General features: G+C 51.3%; 13 protein-coding genes. 10 read left to right on the plus strand and 3 right to left on the minus strand.

Annotated elements, in window-relative coordinates; all coding sequences use genetic code 11:
- Window positions 1-58 precede the first annotated feature (58 nt).
- Both BMX00_RS00270 and BMX00_RS00275 read right to left on the minus strand, forming a co-directional pair.
- Window positions 59-1243, minus strand: a complete 1185-nt coding sequence (locus BMX00_RS00270; protein WP_177171725.1) for a glycosyltransferase — start codon at window positions 1241-1243, stop codon at window positions 59-61.
- Window positions 1244-1329: 86 nt separating this feature from the next.
- The gene (locus BMX00_RS00275) at window positions 1330-2802 is read right to left on the minus strand and encodes a lipopolysaccharide biosynthesis protein (RefSeq protein WP_090825659.1); all 1473 of its coding nucleotides are present in this window, start codon (window positions 2800-2802) and stop codon (window positions 1330-1332) included.
- Between the two features lie 234 nt (window positions 2803-3036).
- Between BMX00_RS00275 and BMX00_RS00280 the strand changes: the two genes are divergently transcribed.
- A complete protein-coding gene (locus tag BMX00_RS00280) occupies window positions 3037-3978 on the plus strand; it encodes a glycosyltransferase family 2 protein (protein WP_090825662.1) in 942 nt (313 codons plus the stop codon).
- A gap of 138 nt (window positions 3979-4116) precedes the next feature.
- The gene (locus BMX00_RS00285) at window positions 4117-5082 is read left to right on the plus strand and encodes a DHH family phosphoesterase (RefSeq protein ID WP_090825665.1); all 966 of its coding nucleotides are present in this window, start codon (window positions 4117-4119) and stop codon (window positions 5080-5082) included.
- 70 nt (window positions 5083-5152) lie between these two features.
- Here the strand turns inward: BMX00_RS00285 and BMX00_RS00290 are convergent, their stop codons facing one another.
- Window positions 5153-6097, minus strand: a complete 945-nt coding sequence (locus tag BMX00_RS00290) for a sulfotransferase family protein (protein WP_143053012.1) — start codon at window positions 6095-6097, stop codon at window positions 5153-5155.
- Between the two features lie 470 nt (window positions 6098-6567).
- Between BMX00_RS00290 and cysC the strand changes: the two genes are divergently transcribed.
- The 8 genes from cysC (at window position 6568) to BMX00_RS00330 (ending at window position 12868) form a co-directional block, all read left to right on the plus strand.
- Window positions 6568-7260, plus strand: a complete 693-nt coding sequence (cysC, locus tag BMX00_RS00295; protein WP_245727460.1) for an adenylyl-sulfate kinase — start codon at window positions 6568-6570, stop codon at window positions 7258-7260.
- Between the two features lie 105 nt (window positions 7261-7365).
- Window positions 7366-8700, plus strand: a complete 1335-nt coding sequence (locus BMX00_RS00300) for a putative O-glycosylation ligase, exosortase A system-associated (RefSeq protein WP_090825674.1) — start codon at window positions 7366-7368, stop codon at window positions 8698-8700.
- 70 nt (window positions 8701-8770) lie between these two features.
- Window positions 8771-9793, plus strand: coding sequence for a polysaccharide deacetylase family protein (locus BMX00_RS00305; RefSeq protein ID WP_218141456.1), 1023 nt, complete (start codon window positions 8771-8773; stop codon window positions 9791-9793).
- Between the two features lie 91 nt (window positions 9794-9884).
- Window positions 9885-10370 (plus strand): DUF3565 domain-containing protein, encoded by a 486-nt coding sequence (locus BMX00_RS00310; RefSeq protein ID WP_245727462.1) that lies wholly within the window; start codon window positions 9885-9887, stop codon window positions 10368-10370.
- 457 nt (window positions 10371-10827) lie between these two features.
- Entirely contained in the window at window positions 10828-11217 is a 390-nt protein-coding gene (locus BMX00_RS00315; protein WP_090825677.1) for an ATP synthase subunit I, read from the plus strand.
- Window positions 11218-11233: 16 nt separating this feature from the next.
- Window positions 11234-12040 carry a F0F1 ATP synthase subunit A gene (gene atpB, locus BMX00_RS00320; RefSeq protein ID WP_090825680.1) on the plus strand — a complete coding sequence of 269 codons (807 nt, stop codon included), beginning with the start codon at window positions 11234-11236 and terminating at the stop codon, window positions 12038-12040.
- A gap of 54 nt (window positions 12041-12094) precedes the next feature.
- Complete coding sequence (gene atpE / locus BMX00_RS00325; protein ID WP_004180856.1) at window positions 12095-12367, plus strand: F0F1 ATP synthase subunit C; 273 nt, start codon at window positions 12095-12097, stop codon at window positions 12365-12367.
- A 30-nt stretch (window positions 12368-12397) separates the two neighbouring features.
- Entirely contained in the window at window positions 12398-12868 is a 471-nt protein-coding gene (locus BMX00_RS00330; RefSeq protein WP_090825683.1) for a F0F1 ATP synthase subunit B, read from the plus strand.
- The last annotated feature ends 1 nt before the right edge of the window (window position 12869 follow it).

Here is a 12869-nt window from a genome sequence, read left to right on the forward strand (position 1 = left end):
ACTTAATGTAACTGTCCTGTCAGGTCGAGTTCTATATCTTTTTTTCAGGGAATCTGCGTTATTCGGAAGCTCCTACTTGGCGATTATTTTGCGTTATAGCCGCTCGTATCACACCGGCAAGCCTCGCCACTATTTTGCCTCGGTCATATCTGGACTCGATCGCCGCTCGTGCCGCAAGCCCAAGCATTTTGGCGGCATCATAATTTTTCAATAGCTCGACGCAGGCATCCGCGAAACTTTCCGCAGTATCTCGTAAAAGAATCTCCTTCCCATCAACCAAATTTATCCCTTCAGCTCCTATGGTTGTTGATACGACTGGCCGCGCATAAGCCGCTGCTTCCATAATTTTTACCCTGGTTCCAGCACCTGATAAGATAGGGCAAATCACAATTTGAGCACGTTGATACAAACTGTCCAAGTCCTTTACAAAGCCTGGAAAGGAAACTTGGTGTGGCGGATGCGCATAATGCTGTATTACTTCAGCCCGACGCCCAGCAAAGATAACCTCTGCCTTGGGAAAACGGGCTAATATCAAGGGCCAAACATGATTCAGAAAAAACTCCACCCCTTGCCTGTTAGGCGCAAATTCATAATTGCCGAGCATGGCAATTATCGGCTGGTGTGAAGGAGTGCTGATCAACGGTAGTGCCACCGCATTAGGGATTGCGGTGACATGTGGTGCATGAAACAGCCGTGCAAGTTTGCGCTGGTCGATATCGGAACAGACAAAAGTGGCTCGAGTGGATTCTATTGCCTTGCGTTCCCCCCATACAAGGGCAGGGAAGTGTAAATAGGCGACCTTCTTGCGCCACCAGTGTGGCGGCTGCGATAAAGTTCTTAACACTGCAATATGCTCAATATCGTCAAGATCTAAAAAAACTGGCGGCAGAACTCGTTTTGTTCGCATTAGCGGCGGCATAGAATGAAGCCGATGTACAAAGATGAGGCGGGGGCTTTGCTCAAGACATCTATCGAGAGCGGCAATTTGACTTACACCTGAAAACTCCTTGTAGCCTGGTAAACGAAAGAAACTGTTTGCTGATTTCAGGTAGGGGCCAATTGATGGCTCTAACACGTCTGGCGCCTCACGGCGACAAAATGAGATCCGTACCTCGAGCCCCCACTGTTCGGTTAAGTCGAATTCAATTGCCCGAAGCTGGCCTTCATCAGGATAGTCATCATCGTGCCGTAAAAAAAACAGGGCATTAAGTACAGAGCAATTCTGTTTGATTGCATCAATCATAATCGTAAGCCGGCGGTACAAGCCCGTTTCCATAGCGCCTGGCCTCGTCGGTGCCCATGCGGAGACGAATAAAGCTTTATCCATTGTTATGATCGTGTCGATCCACTTGCACCCGGGCGGCGCCAGCTCGCCACGTATGACGCAGCGATTATTATTTCTTCCAGCAACGGCGACTTAAGCAACCAGATTGCCGTTATCCAGCATAACCCGGTAACTGCCACGAGCGCAGCGAAAGAAGGAAGAAAAGCAAATGGTGCGCTCCCTACGGTCAGAATCGCAACTAGAGCGGGCATAACCGTAATACCGGTTATCAATATATTCTTGATATAAATACGAATAAAAGAAATAAAAGGTATATCCAAGGTGCGCTGCCCGACGATCTGATAAATGCATGATTGAACCATACTCACGCCCGCTGTTGCCATCGCGACCCAGATCAGCCCATGAAACGCTGAAAGCAAAACGGCTATAACGGCCAGTATTTGTGTGATGAGGATGATTCTAAAAGAAGCGCGCACTCGTCCTGACGATCTCAATATCTGATCAATTAGAACCGTTGTATACATTGATATCGCACCCAGGCAGAGAATGCGCAGTACCGGTACTGATTCCAGCCATTTTGCGCCGAATAAAATCGATATTACCGGCTCAGCCAATATGGCGAGCGTTGCAAAAAATGGCCAGGCCACGGCGGTTATGCAGGCAACCAAAAAAAGATACTGGTCCTTGTCGATTGCCCCGTCGCGATGCTGTCTGGAAAAATGAGGCATTATGACCCCCCATAGTCCTTCAAGGAAGGCCTTGTTGAAAATACTAACTGTGCCCAATGCACGGCTATATAATCCTACGGCGCTCATATCCAGCACTTTTCCCAGTATCCAGTCCGGTGCCGTCTGTCCGGCATGATAGATGAGTTCGCTAGGCCCGGCGTAGCGGCAAAATGCCAAAACATGAGGAATTTCGCGAAGGCCCGGAAGCAGCAGCATGCCCTTCGGGCGGAATACCAGCGTAAAAAACACACTGGTTAATGTGCCCGCAATGGCGCTCCAAACCAGGCTACGGTAGGCTTCTCCAGCGAAGGCAGCAAATATACCCACCGTCGCTGAAACGAACGCACTGGCGACCTGGATCACCATTGCATGACGAAACCGCATTTCACGCCGGATATGGGCAAAGGTGATTGCGCCGATTGGTACCAGCAGAAAATTGATGCACAATAGCTCGATAACCTCGCGTACTTCTTCGCTGTTATAAAAGGCCCCGATGGGCGATCGCGCAACATACAGGATCAGCGCGATGCTCCAGCCGAATAAAATGTTGAGGGTGAAAGCCGCTCGAATCCGGTCAGGAGTCAAATCCTTTTCCTGGACGATGTACTCATTAATACCAAATTCCCGGAGAAGGTGGCCTAACCCAACGAACACAGCCGCGACAGTATAAATGCCGATATCGGCCGGGGTAAGCAGGCGGGCAAGTATGATGGTCGTCACAAAATTAATGACGAGCGTCAAATACTTGTTCAGATATGAATAAGCGAGCGATACTCTAAAGCTGGCCACGGCTGCTTTTTCTCATTTATTTTTTTGAACCATGTATTACGGCAGCCCTCGCTCTATTCTTTGCCCCTCGGTCTATCCGCGCAATAGACATTTCCCCTTTCAAGAGAAACTGGAGACTAAAACTCGGCATTTGCAAAGGAATCACTCATTATAGCTTTGACCCTCACCGCCGTTATGCCATATGTAAGTGTTAATGGTAAAGTTCATTCAACCGGTTAAACGAAATCTTCCAGCATGAGAAGCTCCCAGCCAACCGTCTCCGTCATTATCCCAACCTACAATTGCGAATCTTATATCGTTGAGACGCTTGAAAGCATACTTGATCAAACTTTTAAAAATATTGAAATAATTGTAGTGGATGATGGTTCCACCGATCGGACCTGCCAAATTGTGTCCTCGTATGGCGCGCTCGTGCGGCTCGTCACTCAATCGAACTCGGGCGTGTGCGCGGCACGTAACCGCGGAATCCGCGAAGCGGCGGGCAGATATCTCTGCCTGATGGACCACGATGACTACTGGTTTCCGGACAAACTTGCACTGCAGTTGGAAGAAATGGATGCGCATCCGGAGGTTGGCTTGGTGTACAGTACGTTTATCTGGTGGTGGCCCGATGCGGACGGGACCTTTCCCGATCCCGGAAGTTATAGGGTGCAACCGTACCCAGCTGGTATTGATGAGGAGTTCTCCGGCTGGATATACCACCTGCTCTTGCTTGATTGTTGGGTGTTGACCAGCTCAGCGTTAATACGGGCGGAGGTGTTCGATAAATGCGGTGTGTTTGACGAATCTCTGCCTTACAGCGAGGACTGGGACCTTTGGTTGCGCATTTCCAGGGAGTATCCGTTTATAAAGGTGAAAAAACCGCTAACCCTATATCGTCAACATCCCCGGCAGGGAAATCTCATACCAAGAAATACAGACTATCGCACCGAATTATTAGTCAGGTCAGCCACGAAGTGGGGGCTATGCAGCCGTGATGGACGTTGTATTTCAAAACGTGAATTCAGACAGACTATCGCTCGCTACCACAAGGATTTCGGTATTAGACACCTTGCGTCGGGCAACCTGAAAATAGCAAATCGTTCTTTCCTGAAGTCCTGGCTGAAATCCCCCTTCGGATTGAAGAGTCTTTTATATATTCCCGCCGGGCTATTTGGCTGGAGACCGAAATGGTAATAACACAGACCTCCTCACGAATGGAATTCGACCATTCATATCCTCGTCTTCTCAACCTGGCGCATCCCGTCCTTCAAAGCTACCGTCGCACCTCGGTAGAGCTAGCCCAGAGGTTTTGTCGACAGTTTATGCATAATCATGGCTAATTTTGACGTATTCAACGGCGATGCTGACGGGATATGCGCGTTGCATCAACTCCGGCTGGCCGAACCGAGGGACAGCGTATTGATTACAGGCGTTAAACGGGACATTGATTTATTGAAGAAGGTTCGCGCGTCTGATGGTGATCGAATCACCGCCCTCGATATTTCCCTGGATAAGAATCGCGACTCCCTTCAAAACCTGTTGGGGCAAGGCGCGCAAATAACTTACGTCGACCACCACTTTGCCGGTGACATTCCACACCATCCAGCGTTAAATGCAATAATCAATCCCTCTTCGGGTGTTTGTACCAGCTCGCTGGTGGATGAGCTGCTGCAGGGCCAGTTCCGGATCTGGGCTGTGGTGGCTGCGTTCGGAGACAATTCACCAGGATGCGCCACGCGTCTGGCGGCATTCCTGAATGTAAGCAGTGATGATCTGGACCTGCTTGCCGAGCTGGGGGCTTGCCTCAACTATAATGCTTATGGGGATACTGTGAATGATCTGTTTTTTCATCCCGCCGAGCTGTATCGCTGCCTGCATGCCTATTCCAACCCGTTCGACTTTATAAAGGCAGAAACCGTATTCCCGATCCTTAAACGGGGTTACACAGCCGATATCGCCATGGCACAAGCAGAACAGCCGGCCTGGACATACTCGGGCGGGGCGGTTTATATACTCCCCGATCAGCCTTGGAGCCGCCGGGTAAGCGGTGCATTCGGCAATTATCTGGCCCAGGCTGAACCGAAGCTTGCTCATGCTGTGCTGACTCAAAAACCGGACGGCGGTTACGGAGTCAGCGTACGCGCTGCCCGCGCCAACCCCAAAAGCGCCGACGAATTGTGCTACGAGTTTGAAAGCGGGGGAGGACGTAAAAGCGCGGCGGGCATCAATTTCCTGCCGGAGCGCGATCTGACGCGTTTCCTGGACAGGTTCGAGACGACCTTCCGTCCCCCTCAATGACCCGCCCCCCTGTCACGCCGCCACCCGTTATGCTATGCGATACCGGGGTATGTGAGGCTCTGCGTTCGTTTCAGTATTTGCGCAACAATTTTTCGATTAACCAAACAGGCTTGGCTAACAGCCAACTCCACGAGTGGTAAACTCGAAAGAACTTACCTCTATAGTCGGCGCGCTCCTGATTGAGATAGCGGATCTGCTCGACTAATTCCAGGCTCCAATTGTTCCGATAAGCCATAAAACGCGCTGCGATACTGTCGATCGATTCATATGAGCCCTCATTTTCGCCAGCCAGTTTATTGAAAGCGTAGTACAACTCGTGAGCCATCGACGATAACCCTTCATGCATGTGCTCAAGTGACGCATCGGCCTTGTGATGCCGAAGACCAGGAGATACAAAGCCTTCAATTTTTTCGCTCGCTTGTTTTACAGATATTGGAAAAACAAGGTTGGCTTCCTGTTCTATTTTCAGTAATACCTGGGCAGGATTTTTGACGACTTGATCAAAATCGATAAAAATCCGTGGCTGTCCCCTGGAATAAAACTCGGCGGAGAGAGAATGGCTTAACCACAAAACCAACGCTTTCTCTTTGGAAAAACCGTCCCGTTTTTGTAAGGAGGCGACCACTTCAAACGGGTTTCTGTTCATGCAGATAAAGGTTGCTCTTGCACCTTGGGACGTAAAGATCGGAAACCATAACGGTAACAGGCGACACATCCTTGGATCTTTGAGGGCCCAGGCATAGGCGTCCGAGAAATCCCGGTTGACAAGGTTGCTCAGCCGATCTGCAAACGGTTGAACAATGTCCCATTTCCACCATTCATCGCCCAAGGGCAACAGATCGTCCCATTGTGAACGCAGCGCGAGCAATAGCTCATCATGTGTATCGACGATATCTTCATGCTCCCAAAATCCTTTTTCATTAACCCCTTTCTGAGGCGCATACAGACTTTTTCCCATTTTCACGCCGACCTGACTTAGCAGTCCTGTTAATAGCGACGTGCCGCTGCGATGCATTCCCAGAATGATCAATGCGTTATTATTTCTCACCCAAGTTTCCTGGTTATCCAAATAAAGGCGGCTGCATGTTCTTGGCGAACATTATCACAGGCTAAATATCAAGGCACGCAAACGAAAACTTTGGCAATGGTAGCCAAGGCAGTATCCCACGAGACAACGCAAAATTCGAGTTGTGCCGGTACCCGCTTGATGCAATAATTATTTTGTTCCATCCTGGTCAGCCTCATGCTTCGGATGCAAGCTCCTGGGACCGAAGGTGAGTCCGCTCCCCAGTCGCGTTAGTGCATTATTTTACCGCGTCAGTTTTAGCTGCAAAATTCTATTAGCACAAACAATTCCCCGCTATTTCAAGCTCGAACGTGTCTCTTGGGGTGTTAGGCTGTACTGATTGCAAGTATTGATTCGGCAGGTCGCCAACCCAAGCAGGAACCTTGTAGACTGATGACATGAGTAGAAGCACCAACCCAGTGAGTCCCAACATAGTCTGGCACAGCGCTACGATTACACGGTCCCACCGAGAGCAATTGAATGTACATCGTTCTGTGGTGTTGTGGTTTACGGGTTTTTCCGGTTCGGGTAAATCCACGCTGGCTCATGCGGTGGAAGATAGGCTTTATCAACTCGACTGCCGTACCTTCGTGCTGGATGGTGATAACGTGCGCCAAGGTTTGTGCTCTGATCTCGGCTTTTCGGCTCAGGATCGATCCGAAAACATCCGGCGCATAAGCGAGGCAGCCAAGTTGCTGGTCGAGTCGGGTGTAATCGCAATGACGGCGTTCATTTCGCCGTTTCGCGCCGATCGTCAACGCGCACGCAGCATTTTTCCGCATGGCGATTTCATCGAAATTTTCTGTGATGCCAGCCTCGATGTGTGCGAGCAGCGCGATGTAAAAGGACTTTACAAGCGCGCACGGGCCGGTGAAGTAAAAGAATTTACAGGAATCTCATCGCCTTATGAAGCACCGACGAATCCAGAATTGGTCATACGAACGGGCGAGCTGCCGCTTGAAGAGTGTATCGGGCAGGTGATCGGATATTTAAAGCAGCGCAGTATCTTCAGTGGAATTTCGAGCGACGGGCATGGAAGAGGACTTCAAAACCGTCCAGGGGCGAGGCTCCATGGCTCAGCTGATGGTGACAACCCTATGCGTGACTCGTAATCAATGGGGTCAGCTCATCATGATTTTATGTTGATCCGCTTAACAGCCCCTTCTTTTCTGTGCATTATAAATGCATCAGTTAATGCTTATGCCTGGCAGTAAACAATGAGAGACATTCTTGTTACCCTGATCGTTTTCGGTTTCCTGCCTTCCGTCTTCAAAAAGCCATATGTTGGCGCGCTGTTGTGGGTGTGGATCAGCGTCATGAATCCACATACTCAAGGGTGGGGATTTGCCACCACATTCCCATTTGCCGCCATCATAGCGGCAGTGACAATATTGGCCGTTCTCTTTACGAAGGAGCCGAAAAACCTGCCTCTAACTTCTGTAACGTGGATATTCATCATTTTCATTCTATGGATGAACGTGACCACGATTTTCGCTCTTTACCCGGAGGAATCGTACACCCAGTGGAACAAGGTCATGAAGATCATGCTGATGACGCTCGTGACGCTCATGCTCATAAAGACAAAACAACATATACAGCTCCTCATTGTGGTAACGGTCGTCTCACTGGGTTATTACGGTGTCAAGGGCGGACTTTTCACCATAGTAAGCGGGGGCGTGGATATGGTATTGGGGCCGGAGGGCACCTTTATTGGAGGGAACAACGAAATCGCTCTTGCGCTTATCATGATCATACCCCTGATGCACTACCTTCAAACGACTGCACAGAAAACTTGGGTGCGTCACAGTCTGACAGTGGCCATGCTGCTTTCCGCGCTCGCGGCCCTCGGTTCCTATTCCCGTGGCGCTTTGCTGGCAATCGCAACGATGGGCTTGTTTCTATGGCTTAAGAGCCAGCATAAGGTTCGCATTGCGATGCTGTTGGTCCTGGCTATTCCGCCGGCCCTCGCATTCATGCCTGAGAAGTGGACGGAAAGAATGGATACCATCAATACGTATGAGGAGGACGGCTCCGTTCAAGGCCGTTTCAATGCCTGGTGGATGGCCTACAACCTGGCCAAGGATCGGCCGATTGGCGGAGGATTTGAGGTCATCACACCCGAGCTTTTTTATCGCTATGCTCCGAATCCGGAGGATCTTCATGCTGCGCACAGCATTTATTTTCAGGCGCTCGGTGAGCATGGTTTTTTCGGTTTGGGTTTATATCTGCTACTCGGCTTGGCGACCTGGCGAACAGGTTCATGGATTATTCGCAATACGGCAAATCAGCCGGAATATCGATGGGCCTCAAATCTTGCGACCATGATCCAGGTGAGTCTGGTGGGATTTGCCGTGGGTGGCACATTCCTGAGTCTGCTTTATTTTGACGTGCCTTACTACCTTATGGGGGCTATGGTGGCGACTCGAGTCCTGGTGGAAAAGGAACTCAAGGAAAGAGCTTCATCGGTCACTAAAAAGGGCATGAGCTCTTCACCAAAAATCGGGCAATTGAATCCATCCCCGTCGCCAACGATTACCCGGGATTCGGCTTAATCTCATGGGCAGTAGAATGGACAATTTCCGCGCAGAGATCTTAATCTGGCTGCGATTATGGGGCTAGCATATGGCCGCGCATGAATCGGGCTATGTGGAAGGCCCATCCAGGACTATCCGGCCTTGGACCTCATTGCCGAGCCGCACGCTCCTGAGCCTGTTATCGCCCGGCGGGCGAGACAGCCGCTTGTCCATACTGATCTATCACCGTGTGTTGCCTCATCCGGACACCTTGTTTCCGGATGAAAGTGATGCGGTGAACTTCGATCAGCAAATGAAGCAGCTTGTCGCTTGCTTTAACGTGATCCCTCTCATCGATGCGGTGCAGGGCCTCAACCGTGGAAAGCTGCCGTCCCGTGCGGCATGCATTACGTTCGATGACGGTTACGCCGATAATGCGGAGATTGCGTTGCCGATCCTGCAAAAGCATGGCCTGCACGCGACCTTTTTTGTGGCCTCCAGTTTCCTTGATGGCGGCCGGATGTGGAACGATACCGTGATCGAGTTGGTTCGCCGTGCGCCGGGGCCTGAACTCGATCTCAGCAGTGTAGGGCTGGGACAATTTCAGATCGGGAGCATCCCCCAACGCAGGCAGGCCATTCATTACCTTTTGGGTGAGCTCAAGTATATGGGTTTGGAGTCCCGGAAGGCGAAGGTGGAAGCCATGTGTACGCTTGTTCCCGTTCTTCCTCCGCGTAACCTGATGATGACTTCGGACCAAGTCAGGGTCTTGCATCGAGCCGGGATGGAAATCGGCGGACACACGGCCAACCATCCCATTCTGTCAGGCATGGAAAATAATACAGCTCGAGCCGAGATTGCTCAGGGCAAGGAAATGCTTGAGGGCATAACGCGCGCACCGGTACGTCTTTTTGCTTACCCGAACGGAAAGCCCGGACGAGATTATCTTTCGGATCACGTCAGGATTCTCAAAGGCCTGGGCTTTGATGGGGCGGTTTCGACCGCTTATGGCGTGGCCAAAAAGGATTGCGATGTATTCCAATTGCCGCGATTTACCCCTTGGGGCCGGGGATTGGCGCGTTTCACCTTGCAAATGGCTCGTAATATGCTTGCTACACCTGAAATCGTGTAATTACATGAGCAGGCGGATCAATTGCTGCCCGACGGTCGTTGTGTGTTGACTCTCGGGCCCGGCGATATTTACATTAATAAACAAACCCTGAATGGAACCCATCAATCAAGTTATGGAACGACCGATTACGGCATTTGAAGTGGACAACCAAGGAGATCCCATAGCGATTCTCGGTTGCGGACATCCGCAACATGTCCGGCATAAGCCTCCGTTTATCAATCGTCCCTGGGTGACGTCCGAAGAGGGACGCAGAGGTATGATCGGGAAAATGCTCAACTGCGTGCGGTGCGATAACCTGGAACTGCCGGATAACTTTATCGCATACAAACGAACATCCGATTTTACTGAAGAATCGGTCCCGGCCGCGTTGAGAAAAGACCACTCAACAAAAGCAGGCGTTTGGGCGAAAATCAGGGTGGCAGAGGGAAAACTGCGCTATCGCGTGCCGGCCCTGGGGGTCGACACCGAGTTATCCGCGGACAAGCTCGGAATTGTTGCGCCAGAAGTCCCGCATAGCGTGGAACCCGTCGGCTCCGTTCGCTTCTTCGTTGAATTTTACCGAGCGCCGGATAAATGATGGGAAGCGGAGCCGAAAGCGGAGGCTAACAAAAACAGGGGCATAACGGCGGCGTGAACGTATGCTGAACTGCCGGGCGGGAAAGCTGGAGAAGATGCGAACAGGCTGAGATTATTGTCCATTAAGGCTATCATAAGCATTACTGGCTGCCGGGTTTTAGTGGCTGTGTCTTATTGCAGAGCACTTTCCATTGACTGGCAAGCTCAAGCAGATTAAAATCCGCGTGATTTGAAACACGGCCAATTTGAAACACGGCCATTGAGTACTATTAATAATTAATAGCCAATTTAAATCCCGTGCGTTTTCGCCTTTTCGGATGATCCAGAAGAAGTACCGGTAGGGTCGCCGGCCAGGGAATACAACATCAGGTCTTCCGGGAACAATCAGGTCTTCCGAAAACAGAGTTCCAGCAAGCTCAACGTCACGCTGAGCCGTTGCTTCTGACTGACGCCAAAATATGCCTTGGATAGGAAACAAGCCGGTGCGCATCGTCATGCGTTGGCAACTGATTGTCACTCTGGCGATGGTCTTGATCCTCGGCCTGATGTGGGGAATTCACGCTGCGGCCTCAGCATTGCTAGGGGGATTCGTAAGCATTGTTTCTGCTGCGGCTTTTGCGGCAATTGTTTCCCGCTACCGCGGTGCCACCGCCGGTGGAGTATTGATAACGGCGGTCAAGGCCGAAGCGGTCAAGATCGTTGTCATGATCACGCTGCTCTGGCTTGTCATGACGCTTTACAAAGATGTGGTTGCGGTCGGGTTTATCGGAACGTTCGCTCTTACCGTCCTGATTTTCGGAATGGCGTTGTTCGTGACGGATGACGCAAGGGTTGCCCGGTTCAGATAGTTTGATAGGTAAATAAATGGCATCAGGCACAGAAGTCACTCCAACCTCATATATGTCCCATCATCTGACGAACTTGACCAGTTCGATAGGAGATGGTGCGTTCTGGACTCTGCACGTCGATACGCTGGTAATGGCGTTGTTGACCGGAATCGTGAGCTTCGGCTTCCTGGGATGGGTGGTGCGCGGCGCGACATCGGCGGTTCCGGGCAAGCGGCAGGCGTTTGTCGAACTGGCTGTCGAATTCATCGATGAGCAGGTCAAGAGCGCGTTCCATGGTGACAGGCACGCGTTTGTCGCACCGGCTGCGCTCACGGTATTTATCTGGGTGTTCATGATGAACGCAATGGATTTCCTGCCGGTCGATATCATGGCTTGGATATACGAACGGCTGGGTCTGCACAACTGGCGCAGCGTTCCTACCGCCGATGTGAACACCACTTTCGCGCTGGCGCTCTCGGTCTGGTTGCTGATGATTTTTTTCAACATAAAGGTCAAGGGGCTGGGCGGCTGGATACATGAACTGGTGTGCTCCCCGTTCGGCAAAAATCCCCTGCTGTGGCCGGTCAATATCCTGTTCAACCTCGTCGAATATGTTTCCAAACCCCTTTCTCACTCCCTGCGTCTTTATGGAAACATTTATGCGGGGGAAATTATTTTTCTGTTGCTCGGCATGTGGGCCGCCACAGGCCTGTCCGGCACGGTATTTGGAACACTGCTCGGCGCAGGATGGGCCATTTTCCATATTTTGATCGTAACGCTGCAGGCATTTATTTTCATGATGCTGACGGTCGTTTATCTTTCCATGGCACACGAGTCCCACTGATTCGGTGCTGTTTGGCTACCCTTTACTATTCACTACCACGAGAGGAAAAACGAGATGGACAATTTGCAATACTTGGCGATGATTCAGGCCTACACGGGCATTGGTATCGGTCTGATGATCGGCCTTGGCGCTGCGGGTGCATGTATCGGCATCGGCATCATGTGCAGCAGCTTTCTTGAGGGTGCTGCACGTCAGCCGGAAATGATTCCGACCCTGCAAGGCAAAGTATTCCTGCTGCTCGGGCTGATCGACGCCTCATTCATTATTGGTGTCGGTCTGGCGATGCTTTTCGCGTTCGGCAATCCGTTGCTGGCCGTCATCAAATAAATTGCCTGTGTTCGGCGTAAAAGGCTAGCCATGAATATCAACTTCACGCTTATTTCTCAGGCAATGGCGTTCGCCATATTTATATGGTTCACGGTCAGGTTCGTGTGGCCTCCGCTGATGCGCGCAATCGAAACCCGTCAGAAAACCATCGCCGACGGTCTGGCTGCGGGCGAGCGGGGCAAGCGCGAACTGGAGCTGGCCAGCCAACGCTCCGCGGACGTGGTGAGAGACGCCAAGCAGAGAGCGTCGGATATCATTGCTCAGGCAGAAAAACGCGCCGCCCAGATCGTTGATGAAGCCAAAGGTGCGGCCGAGGATGAAGGTGCCCGTATTCTCGCCGGTAAGAAGGCGGAGGTCGAGCAGGAAGTATTTCGCGCACGGGAAGCGCTGCGTCAGCAGGTGGCGGACCTTGCCTTGGCGGGGGCCTCAAAAATTTTGCGTCGCGAAGTGGATGCGAAGACCCACGCTGATCTGCTTGCCTCCATCAAAGCGGAGCTTTAAA

The organism is Nitrosovibrio tenuis (genome assembly GCF_900109785.1).
Lineage (GTDB): Bacteria > Pseudomonadota > Gammaproteobacteria > Burkholderiales > Nitrosomonadaceae > Nitrosospira > Nitrosospira tenuis_A.

Coding starts and splice junctions, on each gene's coding strand:
- BMX00_RS00270 (WP_177171725.1), bottom strand. CDS start 1,243: ATGATTGATGCAATCAAACAGAATTGCTCTGTACTTAATGCCCTGTTT.
- BMX00_RS00280 (WP_090825662.1), top strand. CDS start 3,037: ATGAGAAGCTCCCAGCCAACCGTCTCCGTCATTATCCCAACCTACAAT.
- BMX00_RS00285 (WP_090825665.1), top strand. CDS start 4,117: ATGGCTAATTTTGACGTATTCAACGGCGATGCTGACGGGATATGCGCG.
- BMX00_RS00290 (WP_143053012.1), bottom strand. CDS start 6,097: ATGCATCGCAGCGGCACGTCGCTATTAACAGGACTGCTAAGTCAGGTC.
- BMX00_RS00300 (WP_090825674.1), top strand. CDS start 7,366: ATGAGAGACATTCTTGTTACCCTGATCGTTTTCGGTTTCCTGCCTTCC.
- BMX00_RS00305 (WP_218141456.1), top strand. CDS start 8,771: ATGGCCGCGCATGAATCGGGCTATGTGGAAGGCCCATCCAGGACTATC.
- BMX00_RS00310 (WP_245727462.1), top strand. CDS start 9,885: ATGGAACCCATCAATCAAGTTATGGAACGACCGATTACGGCATTTGAA.
- BMX00_RS00315 (WP_090825677.1), top strand. CDS start 10,828: ATGCCTTGGATAGGAAACAAGCCGGTGCGCATCGTCATGCGTTGGCAA.
- atpB (WP_090825680.1), top strand. CDS start 11,234: ATGGCATCAGGCACAGAAGTCACTCCAACCTCATATATGTCCCATCAT.
- atpE (WP_004180856.1), top strand. CDS start 12,095: ATGGACAATTTGCAATACTTGGCGATGATTCAGGCCTACACGGGCATT.
- BMX00_RS00330 (WP_090825683.1), top strand. CDS start 12,398: ATGAATATCAACTTCACGCTTATTTCTCAGGCAATGGCGTTCGCCATA.